Annotated in this window: 26 protein-coding genes; 16 read left to right on the forward strand and 10 right to left on the reverse strand. The window is 27.9% G+C overall.

The window, feature by feature from the left end:
- Positions 1-7: 7 nt before the first annotated feature.
- The 3 genes from ASKIR_RS03100 to ASKIR_RS03110 are packed head-to-tail and all read right to left on the reverse strand — an operon-like array spanning position 8 to position 1,292.
- Positions 8-502: a protein disulfide oxidoreductase gene (locus ASKIR_RS03100; RefSeq protein WP_066161776.1), complete on the reverse strand. Its 495-nt coding sequence runs from the start codon at positions 500-502 to the stop codon at positions 8-10.
- A 12-nt stretch (positions 503-514) separates the two neighbouring features.
- Entirely contained in the window at positions 515-1,057 is a 543-nt protein-coding gene (locus ASKIR_RS03105; protein WP_066356416.1) for a hypothetical protein, read from the reverse strand.
- 46 nt (positions 1,058-1,103) lie between these two features.
- Positions 1,104-1,292, reverse strand: a complete 189-nt coding sequence (locus ASKIR_RS03110) for a helix-turn-helix domain-containing protein (protein WP_066161770.1) — start codon at positions 1,290-1,292, stop codon at positions 1,104-1,106.
- 177 nt (positions 1,293-1,469) lie between these two features.
- Here ASKIR_RS03110 and ASKIR_RS03115 point away from each other — a divergent pair, with 177 nt between their 5' ends.
- A complete protein-coding gene (locus tag ASKIR_RS03115; protein WP_115588460.1) occupies positions 1,470-2,567 on the forward strand; it encodes an acyltransferase family protein in 1,098 nt (365 codons plus the stop codon).
- A gap of 71 nt (positions 2,568-2,638) precedes the next feature.
- Positions 2,639-2,833 carry a hypothetical protein gene (locus tag ASKIR_RS03120; protein WP_066161760.1) on the forward strand — a complete coding sequence of 65 codons (195 nt, stop codon included), beginning with the start codon at positions 2,639-2,641 and terminating at the stop codon, positions 2,831-2,833.
- On the opposite strand, the gene ASKIR_RS03125 is transcribed toward ASKIR_RS03120, so the two are convergent.
- The 7 genes from ASKIR_RS03125 to ASKIR_RS03155 are packed head-to-tail and all read right to left on the reverse strand — an operon-like array spanning position 2,828 to position 8,947.
- Complete coding sequence (locus tag ASKIR_RS03125; protein ID WP_066351052.1) at positions 2,828-3,565, reverse strand: sulfite exporter TauE/SafE family protein; 738 nt, start codon at positions 3,563-3,565, stop codon at positions 2,828-2,830. The two genes, ASKIR_RS03120 and ASKIR_RS03125, sit on opposite strands and share 6 nt — an antisense overlap.
- A gap of 2 nt (positions 3,566-3,567) precedes the next feature.
- Complete coding sequence (gene cysE / locus ASKIR_RS03130; protein ID WP_066351049.1) at positions 3,568-4,311, reverse strand: serine O-acetyltransferase; 744 nt, start codon at positions 4,309-4,311, stop codon at positions 3,568-3,570.
- Complete coding sequence (speA, locus tag ASKIR_RS03135; protein ID WP_066161751.1) at positions 4,301-6,118, reverse strand: biosynthetic arginine decarboxylase; 1,818 nt, start codon at positions 6,116-6,118, stop codon at positions 4,301-4,303. The genes cysE and speA overlap by 11 nt, the downstream gene beginning before the upstream one ends.
- Positions 6,108-7,340, reverse strand: a complete 1,233-nt coding sequence (gene hisS, locus ASKIR_RS03140) for a histidine--tRNA ligase (protein WP_115588461.1) — start codon at positions 7,338-7,340, stop codon at positions 6,108-6,110. Before hisS ends, speA begins: the two co-directional genes overlap by 11 nt.
- Positions 7,333-7,899, reverse strand: a complete 567-nt coding sequence (gene tmk / locus ASKIR_RS03145; protein ID WP_066351042.1) for a dTMP kinase — start codon at positions 7,897-7,899, stop codon at positions 7,333-7,335. Before tmk ends, hisS begins: the two co-directional genes overlap by 8 nt.
- A complete protein-coding gene (gene coaD / locus ASKIR_RS03150) occupies positions 7,890-8,390 on the reverse strand; it encodes a pantetheine-phosphate adenylyltransferase (protein WP_066351041.1) in 501 nt (166 codons plus the stop codon). Before coaD ends, tmk begins: the two co-directional genes overlap by 10 nt.
- Before the next feature lie 2 nt (positions 8,391-8,392).
- Positions 8,393-8,947, reverse strand: coding sequence for a UbiX family flavin prenyltransferase (locus ASKIR_RS03155; RefSeq protein ID WP_066161740.1), 555 nt, complete (start codon positions 8,945-8,947; stop codon positions 8,393-8,395).
- A 165-nt stretch (positions 8,948-9,112) separates the two neighbouring features.
- On the opposite strand from ASKIR_RS03155, the gene ASKIR_RS03160 reads away from it, so the two are divergent.
- From ASKIR_RS03160 to rpsJ, 14 genes are all read left to right on the forward strand, one after another.
- Positions 9,113-9,745, forward strand: coding sequence for a recombinase family protein (locus ASKIR_RS03160; protein WP_066161737.1), 633 nt, complete (start codon positions 9,113-9,115; stop codon positions 9,743-9,745).
- Positions 9,746-9,808: 63 nt separating this feature from the next.
- On the forward strand, positions 9,809-10,255 hold the full coding sequence (rplI, locus tag ASKIR_RS03165) for a 50S ribosomal protein L9 (protein ID WP_066351037.1): 447 nt from the start codon (positions 9,809-9,811) through the stop codon (positions 10,253-10,255).
- Between the two features lie 3 nt (positions 10,256-10,258).
- Positions 10,259-10,795, forward strand: a complete 537-nt coding sequence (hslV, locus tag ASKIR_RS03170) for an ATP-dependent protease subunit HslV (protein WP_066161731.1) — start codon at positions 10,259-10,261, stop codon at positions 10,793-10,795.
- Positions 10,796-10,802: 7 nt separating this feature from the next.
- Entirely contained in the window at positions 10,803-12,131 is a 1,329-nt protein-coding gene (gene hslU, locus ASKIR_RS03175) for an HslU--HslV peptidase ATPase subunit (protein WP_066351035.1), read from the forward strand.
- A gap of 50 nt (positions 12,132-12,181) precedes the next feature.
- A complete protein-coding gene (locus ASKIR_RS03180) occupies positions 12,182-12,487 on the forward strand; it encodes a hypothetical protein (protein ID WP_066161725.1) in 306 nt (101 codons plus the stop codon).
- A 19-nt stretch (positions 12,488-12,506) separates the two neighbouring features.
- Positions 12,507-13,289: a TatD family hydrolase gene (locus ASKIR_RS03185; protein WP_336376873.1), complete on the forward strand. Its 783-nt coding sequence runs from the start codon at positions 12,507-12,509 to the stop codon at positions 13,287-13,289.
- A gap of 33 nt (positions 13,290-13,322) precedes the next feature.
- Positions 13,323-14,165 (forward strand): septal ring lytic transglycosylase RlpA family protein, encoded by an 843-nt coding sequence (locus ASKIR_RS03190; protein WP_115588463.1) that lies wholly within the window; start codon positions 13,323-13,325, stop codon positions 14,163-14,165.
- Between the two features lie 9 nt (positions 14,166-14,174).
- Positions 14,175-14,747: an imidazoleglycerol-phosphate dehydratase HisB gene (gene hisB / locus ASKIR_RS03195; protein WP_115588464.1), complete on the forward strand. Its 573-nt coding sequence runs from the start codon at positions 14,175-14,177 to the stop codon at positions 14,745-14,747.
- Complete coding sequence (locus tag ASKIR_RS03200; protein ID WP_066161712.1) at positions 14,744-15,241, forward strand: KdsC family phosphatase; 498 nt, start codon at positions 14,744-14,746, stop codon at positions 15,239-15,241. The genes hisB and ASKIR_RS03200 overlap by 4 nt, the downstream gene beginning before the upstream one ends.
- Entirely contained in the window at positions 15,232-15,756 is a 525-nt protein-coding gene (lptC, locus tag ASKIR_RS03205) for an LPS export ABC transporter periplasmic protein LptC (RefSeq protein ID WP_115588465.1), read from the forward strand. The genes ASKIR_RS03200 and lptC overlap by 10 nt, the downstream gene beginning before the upstream one ends.
- A 10-nt stretch (positions 15,757-15,766) precedes the next feature.
- The gene (locus tag ASKIR_RS03210) at positions 15,767-16,261 is read left to right on the forward strand and encodes an LptA/OstA family protein (RefSeq protein ID WP_066161707.1); all 495 of its coding nucleotides are present in this window, start codon (positions 15,767-15,769) and stop codon (positions 16,259-16,261) included.
- 1 nt (position 16,262) lies between these two features.
- A complete protein-coding gene (gene yihA, locus ASKIR_RS03215; protein WP_066351028.1) occupies positions 16,263-16,865 on the forward strand; it encodes a ribosome biogenesis GTP-binding protein YihA/YsxC in 603 nt (200 codons plus the stop codon).
- Positions 16,855-17,316: an N-acetyltransferase gene (locus tag ASKIR_RS03220; RefSeq protein ID WP_066161701.1), complete on the forward strand. Its 462-nt coding sequence runs from the start codon at positions 16,855-16,857 to the stop codon at positions 17,314-17,316. The genes yihA and ASKIR_RS03220 overlap by 11 nt, the downstream gene beginning before the upstream one ends.
- A gap of 210 nt (positions 17,317-17,526) precedes the next feature.
- A complete protein-coding gene (gene rpsJ / locus ASKIR_RS03225) occupies positions 17,527-17,841 on the forward strand; it encodes a 30S ribosomal protein S10 (protein WP_066161700.1) in 315 nt (104 codons plus the stop codon).
- The last annotated feature ends 11 nt before the right edge of the window (positions 17,842-17,852 follow it).

Here is a 17,852-nt window from a genome sequence, read left to right on the forward strand (position 1 = left end):
ATACTCTTTAATTGCTCCACCAAAGTCTTAATTTAAGCCCAAAGGTAGAACTATATCCAACTTCACTAAATTTTAAATTCTGATTTTTGTCATATATAAAAGTTGTTGGAAATGCTTTTATATTAAATTCTCTTGATAAAGTTGCAAAATCATCATTTACAACTTTAAAGCTTAAGTTGTTTTTTTCTAAATACTCTTTTATCTCTTCACTGCTTCCAGATTGAGTTGCTATTGTAATAACTTGATAATCCTTTGAAATAGTTTCAATATTTTGCTCTTCAAGTGCACAAATAGGACACCAAGTTGCCCAAAAATGAATTAGTAGGGGTTTATCTTTTTCTATTTCATAATTTGTACCATCTAGTAGTTCAAAACTTCTTATTTCAAGTCTGTTTTTATTTAAATCAAGGCTTTTATAGTAACTTACAAGATTTATAACTACAATAAAAAAGATTGCATACTTGATAAAACTTATTAAATATTTTTTTATTTTTTGATTCATTTTTTACCTTTTTTATGAGCAAACTATTTTTGCATTTGATATTTTTTTTAGGATTTTCAATCTTTTTTTAAGTGGCAACCAATTTACTAATATTATAGCCATAGCTTCCCACAAACAAACCCAAGCTCCAACAGTAACACCTTCTGTAAGTATTTTTAAAATAAACTTCTCTTGAGCTGGAATAATCAATGAAATAGCAATTAAAACAACTCCAAGTGATATAAATATTAAAGAGTTTCTAAGATTATCTCTCATTTTGTTTTTTTCCAAAAATTGAAGATATTCAAAATACTCTTTAATACTAACTTTTAATCTATTTTGCGTCTCAACACCACTTTTTTCATCAAAATTAAAATTTATAATAAAACTATTATCAGCAATTTCAGCAACACTCTCTTCAAGATAGTTCTCTAAATCCTCTTTTAAATCTTTTTTGATAAATGTAGATTTTTTATCATAATCTTCATATAAATCCTCTATCTTTGTTGTATAGATTTTTATTATTAAATTTCCATTTTCATCTTTATCATATCTGTTTAAAATTGTGTTATTCATATATCTACTTTTCAAAATTTTTGCTATTTTACTATATTTTGATTAACTATTTTTTTATTTTAAATTTCTCTTCCAAAGCTTTTAGTTCATCTGCATTTTCTTGTGCTTTTTTTACAGCCTCTTCAAAGGCGAAGCCTTTCATAACTATTTCATAAAGTTTTGGTTTTTCTCGTCGCCAGTTTCTTAAAGTTACAGGAGTTACACCAATATATCCAGCCATATCTCTTTGAGTCATTTTTTAACCTTTTTGATTAAAACTTAACTTATATGTATTTATTACTCAACAGATTAAATATTAACTACAAAATGTATATTTATAGTTAATATTTAACTAGTATTAAAAATAAGAAGATAAAATACTTCTCTAAAATTTAAAAAAAGAGAAAAATATTATGCTTTACAAGGTAACAATATGAATCAAAGGTTTTTAGTTCTTGATAGTTTTAGGGGAATTGCAGCAATTTGTGTTGTAATTTTTCATATGCACATAATTGGCTCGATTACAGAGCTTAATTTTTTTAGAGGAAGTAGTCTGTTTGTTGAATTCTTCTTTGTTTTAAGTGGTTTTGTTTTAGCTCATACTTATGGCTTTAAAGATGTAACTTTTAAAAGATTTATAATAAGTAGAACTTTTAGACTGTATCCTTTACATTTGTTTATGTTTTTTATTTTTGTTTTATTGGAATTAGGTAAATTAATTGCATATAATTATGGTTTTTCTTTTAATAATGAACCATTTTCAAATTCATATTCTTTAAAAGAAGTTTTACCTAATTTATTATTTTTGCAATCGTGGTTGCCTTTTACTATTCCAATTAGTTGGAATGGTCCAGCTTGGAGTTTAAGTGTTGAGTATTATATGTATATTATCTTTTTCTTTACACTTTTTATAAAATCAAATTTAAAATATATTGTTTGGTTTTTGTTTTCATTTATATCTTTTTATATAATTATAAATAGTTTTGGAGTTATGAGTGAAGTTATTCGTGGACTTTCATGTTTTTTTGCTGGAGCTTTAACATATCTTATTTATCGTAAAATTAATTTAAAATTTGAAAAGATAAATACAAACTTATTTTCTGTTGTAGAGTTTTTATTAATATTTTTAGTTATCTACATAATTTCATATGTTGAAGAATACAAAGCAATATATGCAAGTTTAATATTTTTGGTAATTGTATTTTTCTTTGCATTTGAAAAAGGAGTTTTATCAAAAATTTTAAAAGCTTCATTTTTTCAACTATTAGGAAAATTGTCTTATTCAATTTATATGACACATGCTGCAATTTTATATTGTTTAGTTTCTGTTTCCATGGTTTTAGAAAAAATATTAAATAAGAAATTTGCACCAATGATTGAAACTGTTAGATATATTGATTTCGGAAATATTTTTATAAATAATTCTGTTGTCATTATCATACTTTTTATAGTAATTTTTATATCTATTTTTACTTATAAATATATTGAAGTAAAAGGACAAGAGTTTGGGAAAAGGTTTTTAAATAAATAACAATTGATTCAAATCACTGCTTGTTTAAAAGATATAAGATACAATAACTTTTTAGCAAAAAAGGAGTAGTTGTGTTTTCTTGGTTATTTAAAAAAGATAATAAAAAAAGAGTAAAAAGAGCCAAAACTTATGTATGTAAACACTGCAAACTATCATGCGAAACTTGCAATGCAATGTTTTGTTACTCTTGCCACTCAAATATAGCAAATCCATGCCCTAGATGCGGGAAAACAAATCTTATGGAAAAAGAAAGCCTAAGTTTATAAAAAAGTCTTATATAAAGTAACACCCAAAACCAAAAGATTTAAAAGTAAAACATAGTTTTTATATGAAGTTGATTTTGTTTTCTCTTTTATTTTTATTCCAAAATATACACCCAAAATTGAGCCAAGTCCAATAATAAGCCCCTCATAGTAAAGCATATTTCCATATATTGAAGTAGATATAAATCCACCAATTGAAGAAAATATTACAAAAAATAGTCCCAAAGATGTTGCAACTTTTAAATCATATTTTAAAAACCCAACCAAAATTGGAAGTAAAATCAAAGATCCACCAATTCCAATACTCATTGCAAAAATTCCAACAAAATAACCAATAAAAGTCAAAGTTAGAAAGCTTTTTTGTGATCTATCTATATCGCTAGAAGAGGGTGCTTTAAAGAGTGTAAATATTGTATAAAGTAGAACAAAAATAAACAGATATTGAAGATAAATATCAGGAACAGTTGGTAAAAAATAACCACTAGTAGCTCCTCCAAAAATAGCTCCAACACCTAAAATAGAACCATCTCTAAAAAGAGATTTGATTTTTTTTGAGTTTAAAAAAGAGCCATAAATTGAAGAGAAAACCATCTGCATAATTGAGATTGAAACAGCCTCTTTCATTCCATAGTTTGCTAAAAGTAGCATAGGTATTAAGATACTTCCACCACCAATTCCAAAAAATCCAGATGTAAAACCTGTAATTAATCCAAATGCTATTAGTTCAAATTCCAAGTTCAATCTTTTTTATTTGAGTTTAAAGTCTCTATAAAGTCGTTGTACTCTTTTTCCAAAGTTCTATTTTTCTCTTCTAAAGTACAATTCTCCTCTTTTTTTATAGAGCATTCAAGATTTGCAATTCGCTCAATTAGATACTTAAACATCTCTTTGTTTATATCTGGAAGCTCATTGTGAGCCATTTTATCTCTTTTGTTATCTTTTTTAATAATTCTTGCTGGTACTCCAACAGCAGTTGAGTTATCAGGAACATCAACAACCACAACAGAGTTAGCTCCAATTTTTGAGTTAGCTCCAATTGTAATATTTCCTAAAATTTTAGCACCACTTCCAATAACCACATTTGATTTAACAGTTGGATGTCTTTTGCCTTTATTAAGACTAACTCCACCCAAAGTTACACCTTGATATATTAAAACATCATCTTCAATTATTGCAGTTGCACCAATTACAACTCCAATTGCATGATCTATAAATACTCTTCTTCCAATTGTACAAGCAGGATGAATATCTGTTTTTGTTAAAAAAGTAGATAATCCAGATATAAAACGAGCAAGTTTTTTAAAACCTTTATAGTAAAGTCGATTGGCAACTCTATAATTTATAATTGCCCAAACTCCAGGATAGTTAAAAAATAGTTCAAAATTTGAGTCAAGAACTGGGTCGTTTAGCTTTGGAACTCTGAAATCTTCTTTGATTAGTTGCCAAAGAGTTAACTCTTTTTCTAAACTATTATTCGTCATAGTAACTCCATATTGTTTTTAAATAGCTATTATCATTTAGATATTTTTTTAGTATCTCATAAGTTTCAAGAGGAACTCTTCTACTTAAAATTGTTTGAATCTCTTCTGTGTCATAGTCGATATCATCTAAAATATCTAAAACTTTTTGAGACTCTAAAATCTTTTCTAAAATAACCTCTTCATCTTTAAATACTACATTAACCTCAGTTGGATGAGCAAATAAGTTGTGCTTCATTCCCAAAGTATCTTGATATGCTCCAACATTAAAAAATCCTAGAAAATAATCCTCTTTATTTAAATTTACATCGTGTAAATATAGTGGTTTTTGCATATCAAATGGGATCTCTCCATCACTATCACAAGTAATATCCCACAAACTTGCTCTTCTGCTTGGTTTTTTATCCAAATGAGTTATTGGCATAATAGGAAACTCTTGATTTATTCCCCAATAATCAGGCAGAGATTGGAAAAGTGAGAAGTTTAGTAGATATTTTTCTTGAATATTTTTATCAAACTTTCTTAACTCTTCATAATCATCAACTTCAAGAAGTGAGATTGCTTTTTTAATAATTTGATGAGTTAAAACTTCTGCATTTGATCTATCTTGTAAATCAATATATCCTAAATCAAATAGAGTTAATAAAGACTCTAAGTGATCCATAGCATCGTGCATAAACTCATAAGCCTTTTTCTTTGTCATATCTTTTAAAAGATCATTTAACTCTTCTATTAAAGGTGGATTTTTCTCTTTTAATTTTAGATGAACAAGTTCATATTCAGCTGAAAACAGCTCTAAAACAGGAGCTATAAGAACAGTTGAAGCAGCACTTATAAATCTTCCTGATTCTGTAAATATATTTGGCTCTTCAACACCTTTTTGTTTTGCAATATCTTTTAGAGTAAACACAACATCACTTGCAAACTCATTTAAAGAGTAGAATCTTGATTGCTCATAAGCACTATATTCTACACTTAATCCTCCACCAATATTAATTGATGATAAGTTTTTAGCACCTAAATTTTTAAGCTCAGCATAAATATGACCTGACTCTCTTAAGGCTTTTTTTAAAGGCTTAATTGTATTCATAGCTGAACCTATATGGAAGTGAATCATTGTTAATAAATCTTCAAGATTATTATCTTGCAATAGCTCAAATGCTTCTAAAATCTCTGTTGATGTAAGACCAAACTTAGAGTCAATTCCTCCACTTTTTGCCCAAACACCACTTCCTCCACTATGAAGCCTAACTCTAATACCAACATTTGGAGCCTCCATTTTGCTCTCTTCTAAAACCTCTAAAATCATCTCAAGTTCATTTAAACCTTCAATAATTACAGTTATATCATGCCCCATACTTTTAGCTATGAAGCACAAATGAATCATCTCTTTATCTTTAAATCCATTTACTGTAATTGGACTTCCCATATTGTTGTAAGTCATTGCAATTATAAGTTCAGCTTTACTTCCAGCTTCTAAACCATAACCATATTTTTTACCAGCACTTACAAGTGGATGAACAAAGTTTGGAAGTTGATTCACTTTTAGAGGAAAAACTGCATTAAAGCTACCTTTGTAGTCATACTCTTTGATGCTTGAGTTAAAAGCATTAAATAGTGTTTTTATCTGCTTTTTTGTAATGTGAGGAAATCTCAATAGAAGTGGTCCTCTAAAGCCTCGTTTTCTAATATCTTTTGTGATAGATATTAAAGATGGATAGGGTTTGTAATTTACTTTTACAACTCCATCTTCAACAAAAAAGTTTCCATCTCCCCAAATGTCAATTCCATAATCAAATTTATTTTTCACTTATAAACTCCCTAATACTTACTGTTTTTTCTTCTTTTGTCTCTATATTTTTTATATAAATTGTATTGTTGTTCAACTCATTTTCACCAATAAGTGCAACAATATTGCAATTTAGTTTTTCTGCAATACCAAAGTGTTTTGCAAACCCTCTTGGTGTGTATTCAAGATAAGTTTTTGTTGTTTTTCTTTTTTGAATTGCTATTTCAAATGCTTTGTTTAAAGAAGTTTCATCTAAAACTCCAATATACAAAGAGTCTTGTTTTTGCTCTTTTACTTTTACAAGTTCAAGAAGTCTTTCAATTCCAATTGCAAAACCAATTCCAGCTGTACTTTTTCCACCAAGATACTCAACCAATCTATCATATCTTCCACCACCAGCAATTGCACTTTGAGCACCAATCTCATTGCTTACAAACTCAAATGCTGTTTTGTTGTAGTAATCAAGTCCACGAACCAAATTTGAATCTATTTCATAATCTACTTTATTAAAATCCAAAATCTCTTTTAGCTTTTCAAAATCACTATTACAAGAGCTACATAAACTATTTGTTATTTTTGGAGCATCTTTTAAAAGAGTTTGACACTTTTCGTTTTTACAATCTAATACTCTAATTGGATTTGTATCAACTCTTCTATTGCAATCTTCACACAACTCAGATTTAAAACTATTTAGATGATTTACTAGATTATTTTTATATTGTGGCATACACTCAAGGCAACCCAAAGAGTTTAGTTTTAAAGTAAATCCAATACCAAAATATTCAAGAATTTCACGAATAAGCATAATAATATTTGCATCTTCATAAACATTTGATATTCCAAAAACTTCACAACCAAATTGGTGAAACTCTCTTAATCTTCCTTTTTGTGGTCTTTCATATCTAAACATTGGTCCATAGTAGTACCACTTATAAGTTCCACCAGCACGATCAAGTTTTTTTTCAACAAAATGTCTTACAACTCCAGCTGTTCCTTCAGGTCTTAAACATACATCATTTTGCCCTTTGTCAATAAATTGATACATCTCTTTATTTACAATATCACTGCTTTCACCAACACTTCTTCTAAAAAGTGCTGTCTCTTCTAAAAGTGGAGTCTCTATATAAGAAAAACCATATTTTTGTGCGATTTTTGAGGCATTTTCTACAAAATATGTAAAAAGTTCACTATCACTTCCTACGATATCCTTCATTCCTCTTAAACTTTGAATTGTATTACTCATTTATAAAATCCTCAATTTTTTTTGCAATCTCATCTATATTTAAACTAGCATCTATAAAAATATGTTTAATATTTAGTTTCAAAATAACCTCTTTTAATCTAGCTTGAATTTCAAGCAAATAATCAACTCCTCTTTGTTCAATACTATCATTTGCTTTTTTTGATAATCTTGAAATTAACTCTTCACGACTTAACTCTAACAAAATAGCTTTTTGTGGCAAAATATTTTTTGTGGCAATTTTATTTAACTCTATTAACTCATCCATATCTTTTGTTAAAGCATAAGCAATTCCAGATATTAGTGATCTATCTGAAATAATTTTTTTATCCAAATTTGGAATAATCACATTTTTAGTATGCTCAGCTCTATCTGCTAAAAACAAAAACATCTCAGCAGTTTTACTAGAAGCTTCTCCGTTTAAAATTATCTCTCTTAACTTAGCTCCAAGCTTCGTTCCACCTGGCTCTTTTGTAAAAATAGCATCTTTAAATCTATTTTGTAAAATTTCAAGTTGAGTAGATTTACCAGCTGTATCAATACCCTCAAGAACTACATACATTCTAAAACCTCTTTTGGAACTAAGTGCTCAAATTTACCTTTAAATCTTATAATCTCTCTAACAATTGTTGAGCTTACAAAAGCGTGTTCTAGTGTTGGCATTAAATAAACAGTCTCTAAATTTTTGTTTAAAGATGAGTTTGCATAACCCATTTGTAACTCAAATTCAAAATCACTAACTGCTCTAAGCCCTCTAATAATTGTATTTATTTGCATCTCTTTTGCAAAATCTACAAGCAATGTATCAAACCCAACAACTTTTACATTTGGCATATCTTTGGTTACAGCTTTTACAAACTCAACTCTTTTTTCATGGCTAAACATAGGTTTTTTTAGTTCACTTTTTGCAACACTAATAATAACCTCTTCAAAAATATTACTAGCTCGTTTTATAATATCTAAATGCCCAATTGTAATTGGATCAAATGTACCACTATAAATAGCTTTTTTATAAGAGCCTGTATAGTTATATTCACTGTTTTGATTTTTCATATCTATTTCCATCTTTTATATAAGTTGTTATCTATTTTTAATAAATCCATATATTTGCCTATAATAAAATTTTCCATATCATTTAAGTTTTGTTGAGCACTATAATATCCCAAAATTGGTGGTGCTATAGTAACCCCAAGTTTTGAGAGTTTTAACATATTTTCTAGCATAATAGTGTTAAGAGGTAACTCTCTAGGAGCTATTATAATCTCTCTTTTCTCTTTTAACATAACTGTAAATGCTCTTGTAATTAAACTATCAGAAATTCCAACAGCACACTTTGCCAAAGTGTTTGAACTACAAGGTAAAATTATCATTTTATCAACTTTAAAAGAGCCAGAAGCCAAAGCAGCTCCTATATTTTTATCTTTAAATATAGTTATATTTTCTCTTTTTTCAAGCGACTCTTCAATTTTTTTACCATTTTCCATAGCAAATGCTTTTTTTGCAGATTTTGAAAATACAAGAAAAAGTTCAATCTCTTTTGGTAAAGAGTTAATAAATCGTAGTGCTAAGTTTACACCACTAGCCCCACTTATTGCAACTGTTAATCTCAAAAAAATCCTTAAAATTTATCTATTTATAAAAACTTTGATAATACCAAAAATATACTTTAAATTATATTTTACAATCATTTTTTGTATAAGCTTTAATTAATTATTTAACAGATAACATTTTGTATAAATTTAAATGGTTTAAACATATAACAAAAGGATTATATTATGACAAAATATTTTACATATATAAGAGAGAGTCAAGTTGAGGAAAATTATGCAAAAAATCAGAAAAAATCTATTGATGAATATGTTTTAAGAAAAAAAATCGAAGTTTATAAAGAGATTAAAATAGCTATAAATAGACCTCAAGAGGAGAGAAATCTTCTTAAACTTCTTGAAAATTGTGAAAAAAACTCAACACTTATTGTTGCAAATTTAAATGTTTTTGGAAGAACTATAAGTAGTATTTTAAAAATAGTTAAGTTTTTACTATCAAATAATATAAGAGTTATTGTAGTTGAGCAAAATTTAGATTTTATAGATGATAAAGATCCTTTGGCAAATATGGTTTTAAATGTTATTAATATTGCTATAAATTTAGAAAAAGAGCTTCAAAGTCTTAGAACAAAAGAGGCTTTAAATGCAAAAAAACTTGAAGGTATAGCTCTTGGAAAACCTGTTGGAACTATTCAAAAATCAAAATTTGATGAGCAAAGAGATAAAATTGAAGAGCTTTTAGCTATGGGATTAAGTGTACGAAAAATAGCAAAATTATTAGGTTATAACAATCATATTGGTTTAAATAACTATGTTAAAAAAAGAGATATTAGAGAGATTGCTTTGCAAAAAGAGATATAGCTTTATTGGGCTTTAAAAAAAATATTGTAAAATATTGAGTTAAAAATTATAAGGATAGATAAAATGAAAGTATTATTAATAAAAGATGTTAAAAGTTTAGGAAAAGCAGGTGAGATAAAAGAGGTAGCTGATGGATATGGTAAAAATTTTTTAATAGGAAAAGGATTAGCACTTCAAGCAACTAATGAGGTTATTGCAAGACATAAAGCTGAACAAAAAAGAGCAGAAGCTAAAGAGCAAGAAGAGATTGCAAAAGCAAAAGAGTTGGCTGAAAAATTAAATGCAACAAAACTTACAATTAGACATAAAGTTGGTGCAAATGACCAATTAATTGGAAGTATTACAAATAAAGAGATAAGTGAAGAGCTTGAAAAACAGTTCTCAATTATGATTGATAAAAAAAATATCTCAATTGATAATAAAATTAAACATATAGGTATTTTTGAAGTATCTTGTAAATTAGGGCATTCTATAAATGCAAGTCTGAAAATTGATGTTATAGCAGGTTAAGTTATGTTTCACGCAACAACGATTTTAGCCTACAAAGGTAAAAATAAAGCAGTAATTGGTGGAGATGGACAAGTATCCTTTGGAAATACGGTTTTAAAAGGAAATGCTACAAAGATTAGAACTTTGTATCAAGGAAAAATCCTAGCTGGTTTTGCAGGAAGCACTGCTGATGCTTTTAATCTTTTTGATATGTTTGAGTCTCATTTAGAGGCTTGTAAAGGTGATTTACTAAAATCAGTAATTGCATTTTCAAAAGAGTGGAGAAAAGATAAATACTTGCGAAGACTTGAAGCTATGATGATAGTTTTAAACAAAGAGAAAATATTTATTTTAAGTGGAAATGGTGATGTTGTTGAACCTGAAGATGGAGAGATTGCAAGTATAGGAAGTGGTGGAAATTTTGCAATATCTGCTGCTAGAGCACTAGCAAAACATTCACAACTTGATGAAGAAGAGTTAGTAAAAGAGTCACTTATGATTGCAGGAGAGCTTTGTATTTATACAAATCAAAATATAAAAATATTAAAGTTAGAGGATTAAATATATTATGGATATGACACCAAAGCAGATTGTTGAATATTTAGATGATTATATTATTGGGCAAAAAGATGCTAAAAAAACTATTGCATTAGCTTTAAGAAATAGATATAGAAGAATGAAACTAGATCCACAACTTCAAGAAGAGGTTATGCCAAAAAATATTCTTATGATTGGAAGTACAGGAGTTGGTAAGACTGAAATTGCTAGAAGAATGGCAAAAATGATGAGTCTTCCTTTTGTAAAAGTTGAAGCTAGTAAATACACAGAAGTTGGATTTGTAGGTCGTGATGTTGAGTCTATGATTAGAGATTTAGTTTATGAAGGAATTAATCTAGTAACTCGTGAGTACGAAGAGAAGATAAAAGATAAAATTGATGATGAGGTAACTAAAAAGATAATTGAGAAGTTAGTTCCTCCTCTTCCTGAAACAGCAAGCGATAGTGCAAAAGAGTCATTTATAAAAACTTACAATTTAATGGAAAAAAAACTTTTAAGTGGTGAGTTAGATGATAAAAAAATAGAGATAGAACTTCCTAAAAAAGCTCATGTAGAGATACTTGACTCAAATATTCCTTTTGATATGAGCTCTATGCAAGAGAGTCTTAATAAAATGCTTGGAAGTTTAAATAAAGAGAAAATCAAAAAAGAGGTAACTATAAAAGATGCCAAAATTCTTTTAAGAGGAGTTGCTAGTGAAGGACTACTTGATAGTGAAGCTATAAAAATAGAGGCCTTAAAAAGATGTGAAAATGGTGGAATTATATTTATTGATGAGATAGATAAAATAGCTAGTAGTAAAAAGAACAATGGACAAGATCCATCAAAAGAGGGTGTTCAAAGAGATTTACTTCCAATTGTTGAAGGAAGTAGTGTTCATACAAAATTTGGTCAAATAAAAACTGATCATATTTTATTTATTGCTGCTGGGGCTTTCCATGTATCAAAACCAAGTGATTTAATACCTGAACTTCAAGGAAGATTTCCACTAAGAGTTGAGTTAGAATCTTTAGATGAGGACTCTTTATATAAGATTTTAACAAATACAAAAAATTCACTTTTAAAGCAATATAAGGCACTTTTGGCTGTTGAAGATGTTGAGTTAGAGTTTAGTGATGATGCTATTAAAGCTTTTGCTAAATATAGTGTATTAGCAAATGAAAAAACTGAAGATATAGGTGCTAGAAGACTTCACACAGTAATTGAAAAAGTTATTGAAGATATATCTTTTGATGCTGATAGTAAAAAAGGTACAAAAGTTGTTGTAAATAGTAATTTAGTAGAGGAAAAATTAGAAAAAATTGTTGAAAATGAAGATTCTACAAGATATATTTTGTAGTTTAAATATATTTTGAATAGAATACATAATATTTAAAAAAAGGGGAGTTAATGAATATTGTTACTTTTTGTCAAGTTGATGAGACACTATTTAATCCAGAGTTTAATGTAGAGTATTTTCACTCAGGAAGTTCAAATAAAGCTGATATTGTTATTTTAGATATTGAAACAATATTTGAATATGAAGAGAATAAACATAATGTTTGCAATGAAAAGTATGTATCAATTGCAGTTTTAGATGATGATGAGGATTATGAAGCTTTTAAAAACTTTGGAATAGATGCTTGGATTAGATCAAGTGAAATTGCTCAAATAAACAATTTAATTGTTCAATTACAAGATAGATTCTTATCATAATAAAGGATAGAAAATTATTATAGATACTCATTGCCATCTTGACAACGAAGCTTATTTAAGTGATATAGATGGAGTTATAAAAAATGCACTGGAAGCTGGTGTTAAAGCCTTTTTAATTCCAGGTGCTGATTTTGAAACTCTTCCAAGAGCAATAGAACTTAGTGAAAAATATAAAGAGGTCTTTTTTGCTGTTGGAACTCACCCTTATGATATAGATAGTTATGATGAAAAAATTATTGAAAAATATGTAAATCATCCAAAATGTATTGCTATTGGAGAGTGTGGTTTAGATTATTATAGATTACCAGATGATGAGTTTGAAAAAGAAGAGAATATTAAAAGACAAAAAGAGGTATTTATATCTCAAATAGAGTTATCAAAAAAGTATCAAAAACCTTTAATTATTCATATTAGAGAAGCTTCAAATGATTCAAGATTGATTTTGGAAAAATATGCATCAAGTGAACTTGGTGGTGTTTTACACTGTTTTAATGCAAGTGCTCATCTTCTTCCTTTGGCAAATATGAATTTCTATTTTGGAATAGGTGGAGTGATAACCTTTAAAAATGCAAAAAAATTAGTTGAGATTTTACCTTTGATTCCACAAGATAAATTAATAATTGAAACAGATGCTCCATATTTAACACCACATCCGCATAGAGGTGTTAGAAATGAGCCATATTATACTACTTATATTGTAAAAAAGATGGCTGAACTTTTAAATTTAGATGAAAATTATATAGAAGATCTTACAACAAAAAATGCAAAAAAACTATTTAAAGAGTTTAGCAGTATAAATTAGATAAAATCTCTCGTTTTTAAAAAAGGAGAGATTTTGCATCTTTTTAAAACATATAAAATAACAATAATTTTAACAATATTTATAATAATATTTTTTAGCTCTTGTAGTAGCGTAAGAAGTGTAAATAGTGATTACACAAAAAAATCATCTACAAAAAATATAAATAATAGTGAAGCTGTACAAAGAGCAACAATGCGTCCTTATGTAGTTATGGGCGTAAGATATCATCCAGCAGTTCCAAGAATGAATGAAAAACATACAGGCGTTGCATCTTGGTATGGACCCGATTTTCATGCTAAAAAGACTTCAAATGGTGAAATTTATAATATGTATGCAATGACAGCAGCTCATAAAACTTTTCCTATGAATACAATTGTAAAAGTAGAAAATTTAGAAAATGGAAAAAGTACAATAGTAAGAATAAATGATAGAGGACCTTTTGTAAAAGATAGAATAATTGATTTATCAAATAAAGCTGCTCATGATATTGATATGGTTAAAAAAGGAACAGCTAAAGTTAGACTTACAGTTTTAGGTTTTAATGGAAGAATTGGAGATACAAATGCTCCAAATCCTGATTTTAGTGTAGGTTATGTTCCTCCTTCAAAACCAGCGGTTGATTATGTTGAACCAAATAATAAAGTAAATAAAGTAGCTCAAAATGGTAAAGTATCACTTCAAGTTGGTGCGTTTAGTTTAGAAGATGGTGCTATTTTTACAAAAAATGAGTACAAAAAAAGATTTTCAAATAGAAATATAGATTATGTAGAGAGCGATGGAATTTATAGAGTTTATATAAAAGGTTTTAAATCAAGAGTTGAAGCAGAAAATTTTAAAAATCAAAATGGCTTAAATAGTGCAGTTATAAGAGAGTAAGGAGATAAAATGGTAGAGATAAAAAGAGATACAAAAGAGACACAAATAGAGTGTAGTTTAACTTTAGATGGTTGTGGAAAATTTTCTATAAATACAGGTGTTGGTTTTTTTGACCATATGCTTGAAGCTTTAAGTAAACATAGTGGGATTGATATAAATTTAGAGTGTAAAGGTGATTTACATATTGATTCTCACCATACAGTTGAAGATTGTGGAATAGTCTTAGGACAAGCTTTGAAAAAAGCAATTTTCCCTATACAAGCAGTTGAGAGATATGGAAATGCAACAGTTGTTATGGATGAAGCAGCAACTACATGTGCTTTGGATTTATCAAATAGACCTTTTTTGGTTTATGAAGTAAATATAAGTGGAAAAGTTGGAGAGTTTGATGTTGAGTTAGTAGAGGAGTTTTTCCATGCTTTAAGTGGAAATGCTGGAATTACTCTTCATTTAATACAAGACAGAGGAAGAAATAAACACCATATTATTGAAGCAACATTTAAATCTTTTGCAGTTGCATTAAGACGAGCTTTAGTAAAAAATGAAAAACTTGGAATTCCTAGCACAAAAGGTGTTTTATGATAGAACTTTTGGTTTTTGATGTTGATGGAACTTTAACAAATGGTGATATAACATATTCAAGTAGCCTTGAAGAGTTTAAAACATTTAATGTAAATGATGGTTTTGCAATAGTTTTTTGGACAAAACATTTAGGAAAAAAAGCTGCAATTATTACAGGACGAGAGTCAAAGATTGTTGAGTATAGAGCAAATGAGTTAAAAATAGAGTATCTATACCAAAATGTAAAAGATAAATTAGAAGTTCTTGATGAGATATTAAAAAAAGAGAATTTAAACTACAATCAAGTTGCTGCTATTGGTGATGATTTAAATGATTTAAAGATGTTAAAAAAAGCTGGTTTATCTTTTGCCCCACAAAATGCACATGAGCTTGTAAAAGATAGTGTAAATGTAGTTTGCAAAAAAAGTGGTGGAAGTGGAGCAGCAAGAGAGATGATTGAGTATATTTTAAAAGAGGAGAATCTTGAAGAGGAGTTTTTAAATTTATGGCTTTAAAACTCTTCTTCTTTATATCACTAATTTTAAGTTTGTTATTTTACTACTTACCTATAGAGAGTTCTGTAAGTGGTAATGAAAAAGAGAATAGACCAATTTTTATTTTTGAAAATCCAGTAATGTACACTTTAGATGAGATGGGAGTTAGTAAAAAGATTATTTCAACACAAGCTGTTAGATATAAAAATAAAGATGAGATATATTTTGCAAATATTGAGATATTTAATAAAGATAGTAAAAAAAATTATTATAAAGATAGTTTAAAAGCAGAGTTTATAGAGAAAAAAGGTGAGAAGTATTATTTAGCAAATAGTGTAAAGTTTAAAAGAGATAATTTTATAGAGTTTAATACAGATGAGTTATACTTTGATAATATTAAAAAGATAGCAAGAAATAAAGCTCCTTTTAATGCACTTTATTATGAAAATTTTTATAGTGGAACAAATTTATATTTTGATATTAATAAAAACTATATAAAATCACGAAGAACACAATTTATAATTGAAAAAAATTAGGAGTTTATAGATGAGAATTTTTTTAATATTAATTTTAGCAATCTCAACTTTAATAGCAAAAAATGAAAAACTAACAATTGATGCAGTATATTTTCAGGCAGAAGATAGTAGAAATGTAGCAACTTTTGAAATAAATGTAAAAATACAAATGGGTGAAGATAGATTAAATGCACAAAAACTTGAGCTATTTTTTGAAATTGATAAAGATACAAATAAAAAAGTCGTTTCAAAATATGAAGCAACAAAAAAGGCTGATTTTGAGATATATTCAAATGGAAAGCTTTATAAAGGTAGTGGCGATAAAATTATTTATGAACCAAAAAAAGATGAATATAATATTATAGGAAATGCTTTTTTACATGAAGTAAACGAAGATAGAAAAGTATATGGAGATCATATTTATATAAACCAATTAAATGGTGAAGCTAGAGTAAAAGGTAATGAAAAAAAACCTGTTAGATTTATACTAAATATTGATAATAAAGAAAAACAAAAGGAAGAGTAGTATGAATTTAATAGATGCAAAATTTTTGCAATCAGCACAAAGCTTAAATGATTCACCCCCACCATCAGTTGCAGAGGTTGCATTTTTAGGAAGATCAAATGTAGGTAAATCTTCAATTTTAAACTCACTTACAAATCAAAGAAATCTTGCAAAATCATCATCAACTCCAGGTAAGACTCAACTTATAAACTATTTTGAGATTAAATTTAAAACAATAAGTGAAGAGACACCTTATGTTTATGCTAGATTTGTAGATTTGCCAGGTTTTGGTTATGCAAAAGTAGCAAAGAGTTTAAAAGCTGCTTGGAATAGAAATTTAACTGAATATTTAGAACAAAGACCAAATCTTCAAATATTTGTACACTTAATAGATTCAAGGCATCCAAATCTTGAGATTGATAAAAATGTTGATGAGTTTTTAAAAAGTATTAAAAGAGGTGATCAAATTATTATAAATGCTTTTACAAAAATAGATAAGTTAAATAGTAGTGAATTGGGAATTTTAAAAAGAGATAATCCTGATGGAATATTTTTATCTAATTTAAAGAAAAAAGGTATAATTGATCTTCAAAATAAAATTACGGAGTATCTGTTTGGAAATTAGATTTTATAAACCAACGGTTCTTGATATACCAAAAATGCAAGAGCTTGTAAAAGAAGAGGTTGAAAAGGGAATTATCCTATTTCGTTCAAGCGATGAGATGGCAACTACTATAAGATCATATATTGTAGTTGAGGTTGATGGTAAAATGGCAGGTTTTACAGCAACTCACATTCATTCACCAAGAATGGCAGAAGTTAGAAGTTTAATAGTAAGCAAGGATTTCAGAGGTCTTGGTCTTGGTAAAAAACTTGTAGAAAAGTGTGTTGAAGAGGCTAAATTTTATGGAATACAACAGGTTTTATCTTTAACATATGAGAAAGATTTCTTTTTAGGTTGTGGATTTAAAGAGATAAGTAAAGAGGATATTCCTGAACAAAAAGTTTGGGCTGATTGCATAAAATGTAAATTATTTCCTATATGTAATGAAATAGCAATGGTAAAAGATACATAAAAATTATTCAATATATTGCTTAAAACTAACTTACTATATCTATTAAACTTGAGTTTTCTTCCTTTTTAAAAGGAAGTAAATTTCAATAATTTCTTTCAAAAGCCCCATAAGTATTGACTCTTAATCAAAAATAAGTTATAATCCGCGTCCACTTAATGTGGTTAGAACCATTTTTTGGTATCTAACGAGTTCTTTAAAGGAAAAAAATATATGGAAAAAATCAGATTAAAGCTTAAAGCTTACGATCATAGAGTTTTAGACAGAAGTGTTGCTTCAATAGTTGAAGCTGTTAAAAGAACTGGTGCTGATTTAAGAGGTCCAATCCCTCTTCCTACAAAAATCAGAAGATATACAGTTATCAAAGGTCCTCACGTAAACAAAGACTCAAGAGAGCAATTTGAGATTAGAGTTCACACAAGAATTATAGACATTATCTCTGCAACTGCAGATACTGTTGATTCTTTAATGAAACTAGATTTAGCTCCTGAAGTGGATGTTGAAGTAAGATCAATGGGTCAAGAATAAGAAGAAAGGGT

The sequence above is a fragment of the Aliarcobacter skirrowii CCUG 10374 genome (assembly GCF_003544835.1).
GTDB classification, from domain to species: domain Bacteria; phylum Campylobacterota; class Campylobacteria; order Campylobacterales; family Arcobacteraceae; genus Aliarcobacter; species Aliarcobacter skirrowii.